The organism is Allobosea sp. AAP35 (genome assembly GCF_001295925.1).
Taxonomy (GTDB): domain Bacteria; phylum Pseudomonadota; class Alphaproteobacteria; order Rhizobiales; family Beijerinckiaceae; genus Allobosea.
In genome coordinates this window covers 86,572-105,371 of the sequence record NZ_LJHQ01000038.1, presented here as the reverse complement: position 1 = coordinate 105,371, position 18,800 = coordinate 86,572, and the positions used below count along the sequence as shown (strand labels likewise).

The 18,800-nt window shown below is 62.8% G+C and carries 13 protein-coding genes and 3 pseudogenes; 4 read left to right on the top strand and 12 right to left on the bottom strand.

Going from position 1 to position 18,800, the window contains the following annotated elements; all coding sequences use genetic code 11:
- Positions 1-154 precede the first annotated feature (154 nt).
- Entirely contained in the window at positions 155-445 is a 291-nt protein-coding gene (locus IP69_RS13700) for a hypothetical protein (protein ID WP_054143383.1), read from the top strand.
- Positions 442-3,312: a MobF family relaxase gene (mobF, locus tag IP69_RS13695; RefSeq protein WP_054143382.1), complete on the top strand. Its 2,871-nt coding sequence runs from the start codon at positions 442-444 to the stop codon at positions 3,310-3,312. The genes IP69_RS13700 and mobF overlap by 4 nt, the downstream gene beginning before the upstream one ends.
- A 48-nt stretch (positions 3,313-3,360) precedes the next feature.
- Here mobF and IP69_RS22410 read toward each other — a convergent pair.
- The 5 genes and pseudogenes from IP69_RS22410 to IP69_RS21460 all read right to left on the bottom strand — a co-directional run.
- Positions 3,361-3,480 (bottom strand): annotated as a pseudogene (locus IP69_RS22410) (IS5/IS1182 family transposase); the annotation flags it as partial.
- A 95-nt stretch (positions 3,481-3,575) separates the two neighbouring features.
- The gene (locus IP69_RS13690; protein WP_082359308.1) at positions 3,576-4,376 is read right to left on the bottom strand and encodes a DUF1269 domain-containing protein; all 801 of its coding nucleotides are present in this window, start codon (positions 4,374-4,376) and stop codon (positions 3,576-3,578) included.
- A 358-nt stretch (positions 4,377-4,734) separates the two neighbouring features.
- Positions 4,735-5,337 (bottom strand): HdeD family acid-resistance protein, encoded by a 603-nt coding sequence (locus IP69_RS13685; protein ID WP_054143380.1) that lies wholly within the window; start codon positions 5,335-5,337, stop codon positions 4,735-4,737.
- A gap of 74 nt (positions 5,338-5,411) precedes the next feature.
- The gene (locus IP69_RS13680) at positions 5,412-6,110 is read right to left on the bottom strand and encodes a hypothetical protein (RefSeq protein WP_054143379.1); all 699 of its coding nucleotides are present in this window, start codon (positions 6,108-6,110) and stop codon (positions 5,412-5,414) included.
- A 99-nt stretch (positions 6,111-6,209) separates the two neighbouring features.
- Positions 6,210-7,001, bottom strand: a complete 792-nt coding sequence (locus IP69_RS21460) for a Crp/Fnr family transcriptional regulator (RefSeq protein ID WP_082359307.1) — start codon at positions 6,999-7,001, stop codon at positions 6,210-6,212.
- A 308-nt stretch (positions 7,002-7,309) separates the two neighbouring features.
- Here IP69_RS21460 and IP69_RS13670 point away from each other — a divergent pair, with 308 nt between their 5' ends.
- Entirely contained in the window at positions 7,310-7,930 is a 621-nt protein-coding gene (locus tag IP69_RS13670) for a hypothetical protein (protein WP_054143377.1), read from the top strand.
- Positions 7,931-7,944: 14 nt separating this feature from the next.
- On the opposite strand, the pseudogene IP69_RS13665 reads toward IP69_RS13670, so the two are convergent.
- A pseudogene (locus IP69_RS13665) lies at positions 7,945-8,364 on the bottom strand (helix-turn-helix domain-containing protein); the annotation flags it as partial.
- Positions 8,365-8,933: 569 nt separating this feature from the next.
- Between IP69_RS13665 and IP69_RS13660 the strand changes: the two are divergent.
- A pseudogene (locus tag IP69_RS13660) lies at positions 8,934-10,085 on the top strand (alpha/beta hydrolase); the annotation flags it as partial.
- Positions 10,086-10,314: 229 nt separating this feature from the next.
- Here the strand turns inward: IP69_RS13660 and IP69_RS13655 are convergent.
- From IP69_RS13655 to IP69_RS13630, 6 genes are all read right to left on the bottom strand, one after another.
- On the bottom strand, positions 10,315-11,823 hold the full coding sequence (locus tag IP69_RS13655) for a globin-coupled sensor protein (RefSeq protein ID WP_054143374.1): 1,509 nt from the start codon (positions 11,821-11,823) through the stop codon (positions 10,315-10,317).
- Between the two features lie 91 nt (positions 11,824-11,914).
- Positions 11,915-12,409: a hypothetical protein gene (locus IP69_RS13650; RefSeq protein ID WP_054143373.1), complete on the bottom strand. Its 495-nt coding sequence runs from the start codon at positions 12,407-12,409 to the stop codon at positions 11,915-11,917.
- Positions 12,410-12,539: 130 nt separating this feature from the next.
- Positions 12,540-13,238, bottom strand: a complete 699-nt coding sequence (locus tag IP69_RS13645) for a TetR/AcrR family transcriptional regulator (protein ID WP_054143372.1) — start codon at positions 13,236-13,238, stop codon at positions 12,540-12,542.
- Between the two features lie 146 nt (positions 13,239-13,384).
- Positions 13,385-16,471: an efflux RND transporter permease subunit gene (locus IP69_RS13640; protein WP_054143371.1), complete on the bottom strand. Its 3,087-nt coding sequence runs from the start codon at positions 16,469-16,471 to the stop codon at positions 13,385-13,387.
- The gene (locus IP69_RS13635) at positions 16,468-17,547 is read right to left on the bottom strand and encodes an efflux RND transporter periplasmic adaptor subunit (RefSeq protein WP_054143370.1); all 1,080 of its coding nucleotides are present in this window, start codon (positions 17,545-17,547) and stop codon (positions 16,468-16,470) included. Before IP69_RS13635 ends, IP69_RS13640 begins: the two co-directional genes overlap by 4 nt.
- The gene (locus IP69_RS13630) at positions 17,544-18,587 is read right to left on the bottom strand and encodes an efflux RND transporter periplasmic adaptor subunit (RefSeq protein WP_248306831.1); all 1,044 of its coding nucleotides are present in this window, start codon (positions 18,585-18,587) and stop codon (positions 17,544-17,546) included. Before IP69_RS13630 ends, IP69_RS13635 begins: the two co-directional genes overlap by 4 nt.
- Positions 18,588-18,800: the final 213 nt, after the last annotated feature.

Here is an 18,800-nt window from a genome sequence, read left to right as displayed (position 1 = left end):
AACAGGAAGACAACAATATTGGGGTTATCACACCACACGCACTGAGAGTGCTTTTGGTAACCAAGCTGTCCGATCGCCGCTGGGAACGGCTTGTTTTTGGGGCCCCGTGATCTCAGGTCCTATGCCGACCCTTTCGTGTCAGGATTCTCTCGCCATGGCCAGCGCCGAGCCTGTTTCGATGATGATCACGCTCCCTGCGGACGTCGCCAGCCTGTTGCGCAAGGCCGCGTCTCAGCGCGGCTGGACGCCCGAGAGCCTGGCCGCCGACTGCATAGCGCAGCAGCTTGAGGTTGCGATCCGCCATCGGGTCGCAATCGAACGGATCGACCAGGTCGATGAGGCGCTGATCGATCTGGCCAAGTTTTTGGGCGTGATCCATGCCATCACCGAGAATGCCGAGAAAGCCGATATCTGCCGTTACCGGCCGCTCACCGTCTCAACATGACGATCAAGCCGAACCCTATCGGTCATGGTGGGGATGCCGCCAACTACTACACGAAGGACAGCCTGCGGGAGGCCAGGCCCGATCGGCGCGACGAGTACTACGCCAAGGACGGCGCCGGCATATGGTGGTCAACCGGAGAGAGCATCGTGCGCCATGGCGCAGCGATCGATGCCCAGAGCTTCCGCGACCTCTGCGCCGGAATCGATCCGGCCACGGGCCAGCCGCTCGTGCGCGGGGCTGGGCCGACGCATGTTGCAGGAATTGATCTCACGGGCACCGTTGGGAAAAGCGTTTCCGTCTTGTGGGCTGCCGGCAATAGCCAGCAGCGTGCCGTCATCGAAGCTGCCCATCGCAAGGCTATCGATGAAGCGCTACAGCTGATGCTCGACGAGGGTCTCGTGGTCGTGCGCTCGGGCGCCGGCGGCACTGTCAAACATCAACCAAGCGACATGATCGTCGCCAAATTTGAGCACTTCACCACCCGGGAGGGGGACCCAAATCTGCACTCACATTGCGTCCTCTTGAACGTAGCCGGCTCAGCAAAAGAGCCGAGATCTGGCCGATATCGCACAAAACATCTGACGACGGATCCGGCCGCCGTCTTTGCATGGCAGCGCACGCTGGGCGCTAACTATAGAGCTAGTCTCGCCCGGGAGTTGAAGCAAGCGTACGGATTCACCTTCCGCGAAGCTGGGCAGGGACAGTGGGAGATCGAAGGCGTCGATCCGAAGGTGCTGGCCGCATTCTCGAAGCGCTCGGCCCAAATCGTGGACTATGCCGGACCGAACGCAACGTCCGCGCAGCGTGAGATCGCAGCCCTTGCAACCCGCAAGGGCAAGGACCAGGTGCCGACAGGAGCTGAGCTGGAGGCCCGCTGGCAACAGGAGCTCGCTGCGCTTGCTGCGGACCCCTGGCGCGATGCCATGAGGCCAGTCCGTGAGACTGAACACGCGGTCGACCGGGAGGATCGCGATTTTGATCCGCCAGAGGTCAAAGGCGACGGCGCGGTAGCGAGGGCAGCGTCGGAGTTGTTTAGCCATGAGAGCGTGATCGAGCGTAGGACGCTGCTGCAGCGGGCGTTCGAGGTTGCGAGCCTCGACGGGCAAGGGCCGGATATCGTCATGGCCGAACTTGATGTGCTGGAGCGCGATGGCACGCTGGTCGCGCTCGGCTCCGAGGAGCGCTCGATGCGGTGGACCACTCCCGCTATCGCTCAGAGTGAGGCCGCGATGCTGCGTGCGGCGAGCCGGCCCGACGAGCGTGAGTGGATTACATCAGAGGCAATAAACACCAGCCTGGCGCTGGCGCCGAATCTGACCGTGGAGCAGCAGGACGCTGCCCGCGAGCTAACCGGGCGAGACGGTGTCACGATCGTCGAGGCTGGCGCGGGTACTGGCAAGACCACCATGGCCAATGTTGTGGTTGAAGCTGCGCGGCGGTCTGGCCTCGAAATTGTGGGGCTGGCGCCATCCTGGGTTGCGGCCGATGCGCTGGCCGAGTCAACGGGTATCCCTGCACAGGCCATCGCGCGGTGGCGTTATGATCGCGCTTCGGGTGTAGCGCCGCAGCTTAGCCCGTCGTCGCTGCTGATCGTCGACGAAGCCGGGATGGTCGGAACCCGCGACATGGCGGCGATCCTGACTGCGGCGCAGGAGGCCGGGACAAAAGTGCTGTTGCTTGGCGATCGCCGGCAGCTCCCGTCTGTAAGCGGCGCCAGCGCGCTTCGCGCCGTATCGAATGTGATCGAGCGCTCTGCCATCATGACCGAGGTCAAACGCCAGCGGGTCGATTGGCAGCGCGCCGCTACGGTCGCGATGGCGCAAGGCGATTCCGAAACCGGCCTGCGCGCTTATGCGATGAACGATCGTCTCGACCTCGTCTCGGGTGCTCAGGCTGCGCAGGACCGAGTGATCGAACAATGGCAGAGCCTACGCGCCCAGTACGGCGACGACGTCATCATCATCACCGGCCGCAACGACGACGCCGTGGCATTGAATCAGAAAGCCCGAAAAGCGTTGCGCGCAGAGGGTAAGCTCGGGATCGACCTCGTAGAGCTCCCGGCGCTCAATCGGTCGGGAGAGAAGACGAAACTCGCACTGGCCATCGGGGACCATTTGCGTTTTGGCGAAACACTACCGCAGCATGGCATCCGCAACGGTCATCAGGCGACGGTCGACGGTGTGATGCGCGATCACGATGGACTGGTCATTTTGAGGCTCTCGCTTCAGGATGGGCGAAAGCTCATGCTGCCTTGGAATGAGCTCGCGCGCGAACCGCGCTTTGGCCGCAAGCCCACCCTCCCGCGCATTGTTCACGCGATCGCAGGCACAGCATACGCGGCCCAGGGACGGACTTGTTCTGCAAGCGTTCTCTACGTCGCAAAAGCGACCGATGCGCGCGAGGTTTATGTCGGCATGAGCCGACATTGCCATGATGCGCGTATCGTCGTTGAACGCGAGCGGCTCGACGCGCTTTGCCGTCAGCGCCAGGCCGATCCGCGCCGGCACGCAAGCGCCGACGCCATCCGCGATAAGTTGTTCGAGGAGTCAACGCGGTATCGCGAGAAAGCAAATGTGATCGATTACGCCGACGATGCTCAGGAATTCATGAACGATGGCCAGATCCGGCGGCGGCATGGGCAGTTGGAGTCGGCCACCACTCGCGTGCTGAAAGCCGTGCGATTGCTGGAAAATGCGCTGATACGGCTTGGGCACGGTCGGTTGCCGACAGCGTGGTTGGGTTTGAGCCTCCGTGAGGATCGTGTGAACCTTCCTGCCAAAAGTCAAAATTTGCTTACGAAAGTTAGAATAAATCTGACACACAAGGCGATGACGCGGGCTGATCGAGCGCCGTCTTACGATCGATGAGACTGGCCTGCGTCGACCCTTCGGCCTGCCTTAAAGTCCGTCCCGAATTTATGACGCTCGCGCAAGGCGGCAGATGAGGACTATGGCGGCGGCGGCTGCAAAGAGGAAAGCCGTCGCGGATGCTGACGGCTTCGCCTCTTTCCAGAGTCGTCTGTTTCGACTGATCCATGGTGCCACAGACGTTCGATGCGCAGTTTGCACGCATCGAACGGCCGATGATGACCTCGCGGGTACCATAGTAGTGAAGCCACCGCTTGTGGTGACTACGCAGCCAGTCCTTCCTTCGCCAGAGTCCACGCCTGCTTGAGTTTGTTCGTGCGCGCTTCGAAATCGGCATTGGCGTCGGCAATGCGCTTCTCGATCCGCGCTTTGGCGCGATCGCTCGCGCCTTTGGCTTGATCTTGGAGCGCCTTAACCCTGGCGTCGATCTCGGCTTTAGCCTGATCCAGCCTCGCCCGGGCGTGGTCTTGGTTCGCTTTGATGTGCTTCTTCACCCGCTCAATATCATTCTGAATCGCTGCCCGATCTTCTGCAACTGCCTGCGTTAGATCAGTCTGCAGCGCTTTCAAGTCCGCTTCGAAGGCGGCGTTTTCGCGGACAATCTGATCTTCGACGACCTCCGAACGCAGCCGCCGGAATATAATACCGCCCTTGGCGTGCAACCGGGTATCGACAGGTGTTGTCCAGCTCTCCTCCACTTCCGCCAGCAGGGCCACCTTTCCATCCGTGAGCGTTTTCGAAACATCATCCAGAAACGTCACGCCGATGCCGCTTTGGTCGAGATCGAACAAAAAGCCGGTGAGGCCACCAAGGGTGGCGCCGACTGCCAGCCCCCCCGGCCCGCCCAGAAGACCGATCAAGCCGCCTGTGAGAAGCCCAACCGAGGTACCGACAGGACCTTCATCGGCGGCCTGCCTGATGCTGATTTTTCCCGCCTGGTCTTTGACGATGACGGACGATGCATACAGTGTGATATCGCCGTTCCCATGGAGGTCTCTGAGGGCGTTAAGACCCTCGAATGCCGCGGTCTCGGTATCGAATACTGCAACCAGCATCTTGTTCATCGAGGACTCTCCTGTTTCGTCGCTCTTACGCCAGGGTTGGCGCAGTAAGCGATCTGGCGCCGCGTCTCAGCCCGTGCTCATCTATCGCTAAGCATGCCTCCGCACTGTTTGATTCCGAACAGTTGCGGCACATCCCTGTCAGCGCATCTCTCGCTCCAGGGCGTTCCCCTGCATCGCTGCCCCGGCATGGGGCTCGCGCGGTGCGCCGTTGAGGCACCATGGCGAGGGCGGTAGCCGGCGCGATCCTGGCCCGCGATCTTGGCCACGGCATCCGTCCAGGCGCGTCGGTTCGCTTGATCCCGGCAACGAGGCGCTCGGCCTCGACACGATCCCGCTGCTTAAAGATCCAGGAATTTCGTCAGCGCGCCGCGCTTGCCAGTGTCTTGGCGAAGCCGCGCCCCGCCAGTGCGGCCATCGTGATCGCGAGGCCTGAGGTGAGGAGGTTTACACCCACGATCAGTCCGAGGGCCCAACTCGCGGTACCTGGCCATCCGCTGATGATGGCCCCCGCCAGGGCCAGATCGGCGATGCCACTCATCACCATCCATCCCCATGACTCGGGGCACGCATCGCGATACCGGATCGCGGCCGCGATCTGAAAGATACCTTCGACGATGAAGAAGGCGATCAGCGCGAGCGTAAGCGAGATGACACCCTCGACCGGGTGCCAGACAAGCAGGATGCCGACGATCAGCGAGAGCGCCGCGGTGAGCAGTGACCCGGGAAACCCGGGGATGCTCGGTGCCCAGAACATCATGACAAATCCCACCATTCCGCTGAATAAAAACAGCCAGCCGATATAAATGTCGGCGGCCACGGTGGAGATTTGAGGCCATAAAATGGCAAGTACACCGAGAATCATCGTCGTAACGCCCTGGACCATGAACATGCCCCAATATGTTCGCATCGTCTCATTGAGCGTGTGCTGCACGTCGCCCGGTGTCGGGTTCGAGGAATTCATCGGAAACTCCCATTCTGCAAGTCGGATTTCGGGGTATCCACGCTCGGCAGGGTCCACAGGATGATGGTTTCTCCTCAGTCGGTCGCGCGCTTGAATGCCTCGGCTGCGGTCTGGTTGGCGCGATCGAAGGCAGCACGCGACTCGGCGAGTGCCCTGGTCAGGGCAGCCCACGATTCCCTTCGTGCCTGCTTCAACGCTTCGAATTTGGCCTTCGTTGCTTCCGCATCGGCGCGAATGGTAGCTACTGCGGAGTCGATTTCTCGCTTCCGCTCCGCTGTGGCACCTTTCGCCGAAGCCTCAAGTTTGCCGATCACGTCCTGCCAGGCCTTGAGCTGGGCCTCGGCACGAGCAACGAACACCGCATTCTGTTCCGCAACACGCTCGCCGGTTGCCTCCACCCACGTCTGGACGGCGGCATCGAACGCAGTCCAGCGGGCCTCGACCGTCGCCTTCGCCTGTTGCCAATCGGCTTCGCTCGCTTGCCTTTTTGCGTCGATGACTTGCTTCAGCGCCTCGCGCTGCTCCCGCATTTCCGCGATGGCACGCTCAGCCTTGGCCCGGCTCTCCGCGCTCACATCGCCGATCTTCTTCTCTAGCGACGCCAAAGTGGCGTCCATCTCGTCGAGACGCGACTTCGCCCAGTCGATTGAAACGTGAACGCTGCTGCGTACCGTCACTCCGCTGCCGCCGGCGGGCGCGCCCACCTGCGCCTGCGTATCCAGAGGCGTTATTAAAAGCGTGGCGCTCAGCAGAAGCAGATGAGAAGTTTTCATGGCACCCTCTTTGTGGGGCGTACCGAGTACGCCTCCCTCAGCCGACCTGTCGGAAATGGCTACGAGCGACGCGCCTCTTCCGCCTGGAGAAGCGCAAGGCTAGCGTCGGCTGGCCGTTTTGTTCTGTTTGAATCCGAACACTCGCGCCGTTCTGACTGACGGGAGGAAATCATCGAGTTCATTCTGCATCTCGCGGTAACAATCGCAGGCCGCAGCTTCGAGTCCAGATCGATTGATGATGATCGCTGTCCCTCGCTTGTGATCGATCAATCCGGCCTTCACGAGCGAGCCCATGGCGATCGATACACCTGCCCGCTGGTAGCCGAGCATCATTGCAAGGAATTCATGCGTCACTGGAAATTCGTCTGACAGGGCGTTGTCGTGCGCGATCAACAACCAACGGCAGCAGCGTTGCTCGATATGGTGCAACCGATTGCAGGCGATGTGCCGGGAAAGTTCGCTCAGCGCGAAGCGCACGTAGTTTTGCACCACCTGGCGAAAGGTATTGTCATTCTCCAATTCGCGGCTCACAGCATCGCATCTCATGCGAAGAGCCGTTCCTGGAATTTGCACAACAACATCTAAAATCGTCTTTTTAATACCCATAAATGGAAGCAAATTTGCGACGCCATCGATGCCGATGGCGCCAATCTCGACTGTCCGACCGTCCGCGAGAGTCTTTGTAATACAAACCAAACCTCGATTGATGAAGTGGATATTCCTGATCGGTTGATCGGCACAGTCAATTCGCTGGCCCCGGACGAGACTCACAGGTTCTGAAACCTGGAGAATCCGGTCCAGCGTCGCGGGTGGTAGTGCAAGCAGAAGGCGATTGTTGATGCCTCTAAGGTCGTCGGTGGTGGGGGGCGCAACATCAGAAGTCACGTTCATGCCGGCTCACCTTCAACAGGCTGACCACAAGGTCACAGTGCGCAGGGTCCCCACCTGGAAGAGATGCCCTACAGGCCCCTGCCGCTGTCCACCTCCAATACGTCGAAGGTTCCACGGGACCGGCTGATCAGTGGCGCTCGATCAGCTTATGACGAGAATAGACGCCCCTGGCAGTCCCTTCGTTGATCCAAGTCAACACGCCGGCGTCCTTTGTCCGGCGCGGTGTTCGAAATCGAACAGAACGCCGGGCGCTGGACCGGCAATATGCGGGTACTGAACGCCGAAAGTTGGATTCGAAAGGACAGATCATGGCCACGCAAACGAGCAGTGCCCACTTTTTTCTCAGTTGGGCTAAGGAGCGGATCGACGAGATGGATGCCACCTTGGCGTCTCTTGAAAACAAATCTGCGCAACTGCAGGCTGAGACGCGCGTCAAGGCAGATGAATTCATGACCGGGATGAAGAAGAAACGGGATGAATTCGAGGCCGCCGTCAAGAAAGAAGCCCAGATAGGCGAGGCCGCCATCGAGCGCGCCAAGGAGCGGTTGGAAGCCGATTGGAAAAGCTTCGAGGCCAAGACAAAAGTGTACCTCGAGACATTCAGCAAGAGCGTCGAGCAGGAACAGGAAGTGTTCCAAAGCCAGGTCACAGCCCAACTGAGTTCCTGGCGGGAAACCGCTGACAAGCTCAATGCGGCCTCGAAAGAATTCGCCGTCGAGCGGCGGCGCGAAATAGATGCTACCGTTTCTCGGATGAAAACCGACGCGGCCACTGCCGAAAAAAAGCTGCAAGAACTCGCCCACGCGGGAACCGAGTCGTGGGCTGCGCTTAACTCTGCCTTGGCCGAGACGCGTGCCACATTCGATCGCGCCAATCAGGCCGCCAGGGAAGCTTTCAAACGAGCTGTTAGCTCAAATCCGGCCCAATAGCGCGTCGACGAGCTGATCTGCTTCAGAAGCTTCCCGATCGTGCGCTCGTGATAATCGACGCCGAAGCGCTCGCGGACGACCTTCTGCAGATCGATGCGCCGCCAGCACACCACGCCATCGACTGCCCGGTCGGGGCCGATCTCGACGATGCTCGCCAAGGCGGCGAGTTGATCGATCGAGAGCCGAGGCGGATGTCCCTTGGAGCGAATGTCCTTCAGCCCGTCGGGCCCGCCTTCGTTGAACCGGTGAACCCAGTCGCGCAGCGTCTGGCGATCCATGCCGCCGATCCGCGCGGCCTGCTCCTGATCCATACCGTCGAGAACCGCCGCCAGCGACAGAAGCCGGCGGCTCTGGTTGGCGTGCCTCGACCCCGCCGCAAGCCGACGCAGGTCGAGGGCCGAGTAGTCCGTTCGAAGCTTCACCGCAGCAGCCATGGCGCGAATCCTCCTCGCGCACATGGAATCAGCGAAACGAGCCGCCGAAAAGACCCCCGTGAGACAGCCTCGATGGCCGTTGTTATTTCCCGTCCCATCGACCACGCACACGCTGCTCTCTTTCAGAGAGATATCGATTTCCGCATAGTGCTCCACGGCTGTTCCTCTCATGATGCTTGAGGCCGATCGCTCGGACCTCGTTTCAGACGCCATCATTCTGAGGGACAGCCACCCAACATGGCTATTCGAAGCGCCGGCCCATTACGGCATCTAGTCGAGGCTGAGATCGGCCTCACCAAAGCTCAGGCGCGCATCGGACGCTGGTTCCAGTTCGCAGGAGGAGACCAGGCAAAATTCCGCCCCACTCGTTGACTGAGAATGCCTCGAGATCGGTCAGCATCATAGCAGCACTGCCCGCCCCTCCAGCTATCTATATATCCTCGATATTATTAAGCACAGTACAATATATTGGACCTGAAAGGAGGTTTCGGCGAGCGTATGACCGCCAATATCCGCGTCATGCAAAGCGGTCGCGGTATCGGATCGGTCGAAGCAGGCAATGAATACCCATGATTGCATCAAGGTCGTCGAGAATCCGTCGCATCCTGCGCCAACCCCGACTTGTCGCCGCCGTCCTTCCACTCTGCCTGGGCTTGCTGGGGTGTGCAGGCCTGCCCCAAGGCGTCCTGACGCCGGTCGAGGTAACGGTTCCAGGGACCTCGCGAGTCAACCTTCTCGTCGCGACGACGCGGGCGCCAAGCTCGGATCGCGCAGTGTTGTTCTCAGGAGAGCGGGGTGATGTGTTGCAGTCGACCGAACTCACGGTTTCGATTCCCCCATCGGAAAACCGCCAGGTCGGGCAAGTGCAATGGCCGAAGCAACTGCCGCCGAATCCTGCAACGGATTTCGCGACGACAAGGGTCAAGGCCTTGTCCAGCCCCGGCGAAATCCGCGGATGGGTTAAGCAGCACCTGCCGCGCAGTCGTCGTGTCCTGATCTTCGTGCACGGATTCAACAATCGCTACGAAGATGCCGTGTACCGCTTCGCCCAGATCGTGCACGATTCCCGCGCCGACGTCGCGCCAATACTGTTCACCTGGCCTTCTCGGGGCAACATCCTCGACTACGCCTATGACAGGGAAAGCACGAACTACTCCCGGACGCAGCTTGAGGAGGTTCTGCGGCAAGCCGCGCGGGATCCCATGGTCGGCGAAATCACGATCATGGCGCACTCGATGGGAAGCTGGCTGGTTGTCGAGGCCCTGCGGCAAATGGCGATCCGCGACGGCCGTGTGGCCCCCACGATCAGGAACGTCATTCTGGCGTCGCCGGATATCGATGTTCAGGTCTTTCGCAAGCAGTGGCTGGAACAGGGGCCGCATCGTCCACAGCTCACGCTGTTCCTATCGCAGGACGACAAGGCCCTCGATATGTCGCGCCTCATCGGCGGTGCTGTCGACCGGCTCGGCCAGATCAACCCGGCTGCCGAGCCGTACAGGTCCGAACTGGAGAAGGCAGGCGTGACGGTCCTTGACCTGACGGCGCTCCAGGGCGGCGACCCGCTCAATCACGGCAAATTTGCGGAGCGCCCCGAGGTCGTCCGGTTGCTCGGCGAGCGCCTCATCGCTGGGCACGCGAGCGTGGAGAGTAAGATCGGCATTAGCGACCAGTTAGGGATCGTCGCGGCAGGAACGGCACAAACAGTCGGAGGCGCAGCGAGCCTCGTCGGGTTCCGATGACAGCTCGATCGGTGTCGAGGCCGCGCCAATGCCAGCCGAGCCATCGCACCAGCTACCATGACATCGGAGCGCGAGTGGGCAGGAAAGATGAGCAGAGTTCAACCTGGCGGCAGCCAGACGAAATGCCCTCGCGGCCTCGATCGCGTCATCCCGGCCCGCGCTTTACGGAGGCGGGATAACGCCTTGCGCACATGTTCGATCTTGGGTCTGCTCAGGCCGCCCGGCGCTGCGTCCGAGCGACATGGCGTTCGTCATCAGTGCGGAAGGCCGCGACGAGCCGGTTGAGCTGCGAGATCTGATCGAGCAGGAGTTTGGCGGATGCCGCGCTCTGCTCGGAAAGCGCCGCATTCTGCTGGGTCATTTCGTCCATATGGGCGACCGTCTGGCTCATTTCCTGGATACCGTTGGCCTGTTCGCCGGAGGCGGCGGCGATCTCCTCGATGGTCGAAGAGACCCGGGCCGAGGCCTCAACGATCTTCTGCAGCGTATCGCCGGCCAGGCGCACGAGCTTGACGCCCTCCGTCACCTCCGCGTCGGAGGAGGCGGTGAGCCCGGTGATGTCTTTCGCGGCGGCGGCCGAGCGTTGGGCGAGAGCGCGCACCTCGGCGGCGACGACGGCGAAGCCACGTCCGGCGTCGCCGGCACGGGCCGCCTCGACCGCGGCATTCAGCGCGAGCAGGTTGGTCTGGAAGGCGATGCCATCGATCACCGAGGTGATCTCGGAGATCCGCGTCGATGCGCTTTCGATGCGCGCCATGGCGTCGATCGCATCCTTGATGATGGTGCCGCCAGTGCGCGCGACGGTCGTCGCCTCGTCGGCGAGCGCGACGGATTGGCGCGAGGCCTGCGCCGAGGTCTTGACCGATGCGGCGAGCTCTTCGGTGGTCGCCGCGCTCTCTTCAAGCGCCGCAGCCTGCTGCTCGGTGCGGGACGATAGATCTTCGGCTCCGGCATTGATCTCCTGCGAGGAGGCTGCGATCGCAGCCGAGGTTGTCTTGATCGTCGAGACCATTTCGCGCAGGTGTTCCATCGCGCCGTTGAAGTGATCGCGGATTGCGGCGTATTCGGCGGGCATGTCGGCGGCCATGCGGTGCGTCAGGTCGCCCTTCGACAAGGCTTCGAGGCCGAGGCTGACATAGCTGATCGCCTTCTCGCGCTCGGCGGCCTTGGCCTCCTCGATCGCGCGGGCTGCAGACTCTGCCGCGATGCGAGCGGTCTCGGAGGCCTGGAGATAGACCGAGATGGCATAGTCCATGTCGAGCAGCGCCGCCTTGACGATGGCGCCGATCTCCGCGCCTCGCTCGGCCGCGCCGGCAACCTTGCCGCCAAAGCGATTCTTCGGCCAGCGCTCTTCGAGCACACGCTTGATGACCTCATCGAGGATCAACGCGTAGCCACCGATATACCAACGCGGCTCCAGGCCGATGCGGGCATGGACCCGGCCGACTGCGCTGACCGCGTCGACATAGTCCTGATCGAACTGACCCTTGGCGATGCGGCTCCAATGGCCGATCTGTGCCTGTTTGGCGCCATCCATATGCGCTGGGTCCCTGAAAAAGGGACTGGTTTCGGAGAAGGTCTTCACCTGGGCATAGAAGGCATCCAGAGCGCCCGGCAGCGCCGCGGTCAGGGCCTCGTTAGCGTCGCGGATGTGCTGCTTGGCTGTGTCGTCGAACTTGATGAACGCCAAACGCCTGCCGAGTTGATCGGATGCCGTCATGCCTACCCCCGAAACGGCTCCGTACGGCCGTGTGATAAGAATAAGATATATTAACGCGGTTAATATTCGTTGACCGCAGCGGGCACGGTTTTCATTCGCCCCGTTTGACCCGCACCCATTCCCGCTTGAGGATCGCCTGCGCGATTTGGGTGATGCCATCGTTGATGACCTCTATGCGGCCCTCGATGCCATATCCGGGCGGCGGCGAGCGGAGCTGGTCTATGCCAGTCTTCATCAGGGCATTGAGCTGCTGATGGTCCTGCTCCAGCGGGTTCAGCATCAGCTCGATCTTGGAAACGGTCAGCAGCAGATTTTCGACACGCTTGAACAGCTCGGGGTCCCGCGCGATGACGGCGGCGGTCGGCTCGTCCACGGTTTGGCGGATGATCCCTACGGCCAGAAACTGTGAGCTGAGGGTGGCCACCAGGTCGCGCATCGTCTCGATCCATTTCTGGCGGTTGACCGACAGCACGTTGGCCTTGAACTGGATGTTGGCGATCCGCGTGTTGACGAACGGGCCTGCGACCGAAGCGATCATCGCCGTGCAGGCCACGACCAGGGTGATCCACTGCGGGTTGATGTCCATGATTGCGATCCGTCATGAGTGCGTGTGCGCCGGCTGCCGGTCCGAAGGAAGGCGTCCGGGTGGTGGGAGAAAGCCAGGCACGTCGTGCAGCCTGCGATCAAGATGGTCAGGGTGAGCAGCAGGGACGTCGTCATCGCGCTTGACGCTCGCCGCGGGGAAGCAGTTTTGCGCTGTCCTGTCCGCTAGGGTCCTGCCGCCAGCGGACGCCGCAGTTGCGGAGAATATCCCCGGCCAACGCTGTGCATTCGGCATCCGTCAACGAAGCTTGTCCGGGCACCAGAAGGCGCTCGATGACTTGCGTAAGGCATTGCCGCGCGAACTCCTCCGCCGCGACACGGCCATTGTCGATCCCGATTGTCCCGGAAGCCGCCTGGCGTTCGAGATAGGTCGCGATCTGCTCCATGGTGGGGCCGAGACTGGCCCTCAGGAATTCTTCGCCTAGTCGCGGAAAGATCCCGAGCGCGCCGATGATCAGACGCAAGGTGGCCGCGGTGGTCGGATGATTTAAGGTTTCGATCGCGGCGCCCCCCATCTGGCGCAAGGCGGAACAGGGGTCTGGCTCACAAGGATCAAGGGATGGCAAGGCCTGCGCGATCCTCGCTGCTTCCTCGGCGATCAGCGATTTGAACAGGTCTTCCTTTCTACCGAAATGGTGATGAAGCGACCCCTTCGAGACGGCGGCTTCCGCCGCGATCTGGTCGATGCTAGCGCCCCTGAAGCCATTGAGCAGGAACACCTGGCGCGCGCCCTCCAGGATCCGCTGTCTTGTCAGCGTCGTCCTGAGATCAAGGCTGGGCCGGTCACCCCCTCGAGGGTTGTCGTTAGGCATGGGCTTTTGGTCCTATTTAGAGGCCATGGAAGGGGCCCCGGTCGCGGCGGGGGCGCACTGCGACCGGGGCGATGCTCGGCGTTCGCGAGATCGGATGCGGGGCGAAGCTCCGGTCCGGTACGCCGAGCAATTGGGGCGGCGCGGCCTCAGGCCGGCTCGTGCGCCGGCCTTGCCGGCAGCGGTTCAGCAGGCTGCGCGGGAGCCTCGATGCGGAACCAGGCCACATAGAGCGCCGGCAGGAACAGCAGGGTCAGCAGCGTGCCGACGATGATGCCGCCCATCATGGCGTAGGCCATGGGGCCCCAGAACACTTCGTGGGAAATCGGGATCAGCGCCAGGCTCGCCGCGGCCGCCGTCAGAATGATCGGCCGCGTGCGGTGCATGGTGGCCTCGAACACCGCCTCCCACGGCGCCTTGCCATCCCGCCGCAGATCCTCGATCTGCACCACGAGGATCACCGAGTTACGGATCAGGATGCCGATCAGCGCCAGCACGCCCAGTATGGCGACGAAGCCCATCGGCGCGCCGCTGGGCAGCATTGCCGCCACCACGCCGATCAGCCCGAGCGGAGCCGCCGCCACCACCAAAAACAAGCGCGAGAAGCTCTGCATCTGGATCATCAGGATCGTCGCCATGAGGAACAGCATCAGCGGGACCACGGCCGCGATCGGTCCCTGGGACTTGGCGCTTTCCTCCACAGGGCCCGCGACGACCGCCGCGTAGCCGGCCGGCAGCGCCCGGACGAACGCCTGGACCTTTGGTTCGAGTTGCCGGACGATCGTCGCGGGCTGCGTCGCATCGACGATGCTGCCCCGGATCGTGACGGTCGGCAGTCGGCTACGGCGCCAGATCACCGGCTGTTCGAGTTCGTAACGGAAGGTCGCGACCGCCGCGAGCGGGACGGACTGGCCGCTTTTGCCAGGCAACTGCAGGTTTTGCAGTGTCTCGATGGTGCCCCGCTCGGCGGCGCTGGCCCGGCTCACGACGTCGACAAGGTAGATCGCGTCGCGCACCTGGGTGATGCTCGTGCCGCCCACCACGCTGTTGAGGACGCCGGCGATGTCCTGCGAGGTGACGCCGAGTTGGCGGGCCTTGTCCTGCAGCACGTCGATCTTGACCACTCGGGCAGGCTCGTTCCAGTTGAAGCCGAGATCGCTGACCCGGGGATGCTCGCCGACGATAGCGGCGAGTTGCTGCGACAGTTCCCTCACCTTGTGGATGTCGGGCCCGCTCAGCCGGTACTGCACCGGCCGGCCGGCCGGCGGCCCGACTGCCAGAAGGTCGACATACACATCCAGGCCGGCGAACTCCTCCCGGGTCCAGGTCTTGATCTTGGCCCTGAGGCGCTCACGGGCTGCGATGTTCTTGGTCACGATGACCATCTGCCCGTAGTTGGGGTTCGACGGCTGCGGGTCGAAGGACAGGATGAAGCGAACGGCGCCCTGGCCGACATAGGACGACCAGTGGTCGATGTCGGCATCACCGGCGAGCTTGGCCTCGAAGCGGTCCATCTGCGCCCTGGTGTCGGTGATCGAGGCGTTCTGCTGCAGGGTAAAGTCGACGAGGAGTTCGCTGCGGTCCGAGGACGGAAAGAACTGCTGCTCGACAAACCGCATCCCGTAGAGCGAGACCACAAACAGCGCGACCGTCACGCCGATGGTCAGCCAGCGCCAGCGCATGGCGCCGAACAGGACACGCGAGAACATCGTCGAAAGCCGGCTTGGCTTGTCGTGATGCTTCTTCATCGTCTTGGGAAGCAGCGTCACGCCGAGCAGGGGCGCAAACAGCACCGCGACGATCCACGACAGCAGCAGCGAGACCGCGATGACGACAAACAGCGTGAAGGTGTACTCGCCCGCATTGCTGCTGTTCAGGCCGACGGGGATGAAGCTCGCGACGGTCACGAGCGTGCCGGTGAGCATGGGGAAGGCGGTGGAGGTATAGACGGCGGTCGCTGCCTTGCGCAGCGTGTCGCCAGCCTCCAACCGCGCCACCATCATCTCGACGGCGATCATCGCGTCATCGACCAGCAGGCCAAGCGCGATGATGAGGGCGCCAAGCGAGATCCGCTGGAGAGAGATGCCGGTATACTGCATGACCACGAATGTCATCGCGAGCACGAGCGGGATGGTGATGGCCACCACCAGGCCGGCCCGCATGCCGAGGCTGATGAAGCTGACCACCAGCACGATCGCCACGGCCTCGAACAGCGCCTTGGTGAAGCCGCCAACAGCCTCCTCGACCACGACGGGCTGGTCGGCCACGAGGTGCACGCCGACGCCAATGGGCAATTCGCCAGTGATCTTGGTCATCTGCTCCTTCAGCGCCTCGCCAAACTCGAGCAGGTTGGCGCCAGTCTTCATGCCGATGGCGAGGGCGATCGCCGGCTGACCCTTGAACCGGAAGAGAGCCTGCGGCGGATCGACATGACCGCGGCTGATGGTGGCGATGTCGCTCAGGCGGAAGAAGCGGTCGTTGACGCGCAGGTTGAGGCCGCGCAGATCCTCCTCCGACGTGAACTGTCCGGAGACCCGAACGCTGATGCGCTCACGACCGGCCTCGATGACGCCCGAGGGCGTGATCGCGTTCTGCGCCTGGAGCGTCCGGACGACCTCCTGCTGGCTGACGCCGAGGGCGGCCATCTCGCGCGTCGAGAATTCGAGGAAGATCACCTCGTCCTGGGCGCCGATCAGATTGACCTTGCCGACATTCGGTACCGTGAGAACCTTGGCCCGCACATCCTCGACATAGTCGCGCAACTGCCGCTGCGTCAGACCGTCCGCGGTGAAGGCGTAGACATTGCCGAAAACGTCGCCGAAATCGTCGTTGAAGACGGGACCGACGACACCCTGCGGCAGCTCCCGCTTGATGTCGTTGATCATGTTGCGGACCTTGACCCAGACACCCGGTACGTCGCGGCTTTTGACCGTGTCCTTCAGGTTGACATAGATCACGCTCTGGCCAGGCGTCGTCTGGCTGCGGGTGTAGTCGAGCGAGTCGAGCTCTTCGAGCTTCTTCTCGATGCGGTCGCTGACTTGGCGGGCGGTGTCCTCGACCGTGGCGCCGGGCCACTGGGCGGCGATCACCATCGTCTTGATGGTGAACGACGGATCCTCCTCGCGCCCGAGACTGACATAGGCGAGCATGCCCGCGATGGCCGAGACGATCATGAAGTACCAGACGAGGGAGCGATGCTCGAGCGCCCAGTCGGACAGGTTGAAACGGTTTGTCATTGGAATGCCCCGTCTGGAATTTTGACTGTTTGGCCAGGGGTCAGGCTGTTCACACCGGCGGTGACCACGCGCGTCCCGGCGGTGAGCCCGTCGAGGATCCGGACGACGGATCGGTCCCGCGCGGTAAGCGTCACCTCCTGGATCGACACCGTCCTGGTGGCGGGATCGACGACCCAGACCATGGTCTTTCCGTCCCGCTCAAGCAGGGCGGTGGGCGGCAGTTCGATTCCCGGAGACACCTGTTGCGTGACCGTTGCGTTAATCGTCGTTCCGAGGCGAAAGCTCCTCGCAGGGTTGTCGAGTGTTATCCTGACCCGCCGCGTGCGCGTTGCGGGATCGGCTTGCGGGGCGATCTCCCGCACCGATCCGGTGGTTTTGACTGACGGATCGACTTGCAGGGCGATGTCGAAGCGCATCTGCGCCTTGAGATCCCGCCCGATGCTCTCGGGCAGGTCGACGACCGCCTCGCGGATATCGGGACGGGCCACGGAAACGACCGTCTGGCCCGGCTGGACCACCTGCCCGAGTTCCGCCTCAACCGTGATGACGACGCCGTCGAAGTCGGCCCGTAGCTCGGTGTAACCGAGCTGTTCCCGCGCCTTGTCGAGATCCGCTCTGGCGCGGGTGACGGCGGCCTTCGCGGATTCGAGGACCTGTGTAGCGGCGTCGAACTGCGCCTGGTTGGAAATATCCTGCGAGAGCAGCTTGCGCTGCCGTGCCTCTGTCGCGTCCGCGTTGTCGAGACGGGCGCTGGCGCTGGCCAGGTCGGCCTGGGCCGACCGCACCGCAAGCTCATAAGCGACGGGATCGAGCCTCGCCAGGCGATCCCCCTGCTTGACGACGTCGCCGACATTGACGTCACGGCTCACGATGCGCCCGAGCACCTGGAAGCCGATGTCGGATGTGTAACGAGGCTCGACGGTTCCGGCGAAGCCCCAGCTCCGCGCTGTCTGCGGCGTCGCGACGACGGAGATAACGGGCCGCGGGGACGGCGCCTTTGCGTGCTGCTCTTCGTTGCAGCCCGCAAGCAGAGCGGCCGCCCCCAGAACGGTCAGGGATATCAGGACAGGTTTCACCGGGCTGCTCCTTTGGCAAGCGCGACAACCTGGCTGGGCCGCAGGAACTGCGCCCCACCGGTCGCGACCAACTCGCCGGGCTGGAGCCCCTCCCGCACGAAAACCTTCCCGGTTTCATAGCCTTCGATGGAGATCGGCTTCAGCGACACCGCTTTCGTCCCGGGATCGACGGTCCAGACGGCCGGCTGGCCGCTTGCGCTGGACAGCGCACTCCATGGCACCACCACGAGCTTGCGGGGCTGCATCCGGCCCTCGCCGATGACGGAGGCGCCGAGTGTCATCGCTGCGGGCGACTGCGCGAGGCCGACCTTGACTCTGACGGTGCTCGTGACCCTGTCGACGGTCGGCGAGACCTCCCGCACAGCACCCGTTGCCGTCACGGCGGGGTCAGACAGGAGCGTCAGCGCGATGGCGGGATCGGCGAGTTCGTGCGTGAAGATCGACTCGTTGACATTGAACACGGCATCACGCGGCCCGTCCTGGGCGATCGAGAACACGGCCTGCGCCGCTTGCACGACTTGCCCGGTCTCGACGTTGCGGGCCGTGATGACGCCGGCAACGCCAGCCCGCAGCACCGTGTCGGACAGACGGTCGCGGGCGGTTCCGAGCTGAGCTTGCGCATCGGCGAGCGAGGCCTGGGCCGTCCGATAGGCTTCTTGAGCCTGATCGTGTTCGCGCTGGGTCGTGAAGCCTCGGGCAAGCAATGCCTTCTGGCGCTCATAGCTGGAGGTCGCCTGGCGCAGCACGGCCTCGGCGGAAAGGATTGCAGCATCTGCGGAGGTCACCGTCGCCCGCTGCTGCTGCGGATCGAGCCTGGCCAGCACCTGGTCGGCGGTTACGTGGTCGCCGACATTAACCAGGCGTTCGGCGATGCGGCCTGCCACCCGGAACGACAGCTCGCTCTCGACCCGTGGGCGAACCTCGCCCGTCAGACGAATGGTCGGCGCGTAATCCGACAGCGCCGCCGCCTCGACCTGCACTGCGGTCGGCGGGTTTTGCGGGCCGCTGGTCTTTTCCTGACAGGCTGACAGGCCCGACACGGCAATCAACGCCGTGCAGCAGGCCGATTTCCGCCATCGACGACGGTGTTCCATCACATGCCCCTCTCATGGCTGAAAGCCAGTGTCAGGGGGTGGGATAGTCACGTCGCGCTATGCGGTCCAATATATTGTTATTCGTCCTATGATTGAATAAAGATATCAATCTCAGGCGTCCATGTCGCTGCTGAGCTGAGAATCCGCGTTAGGATCGGC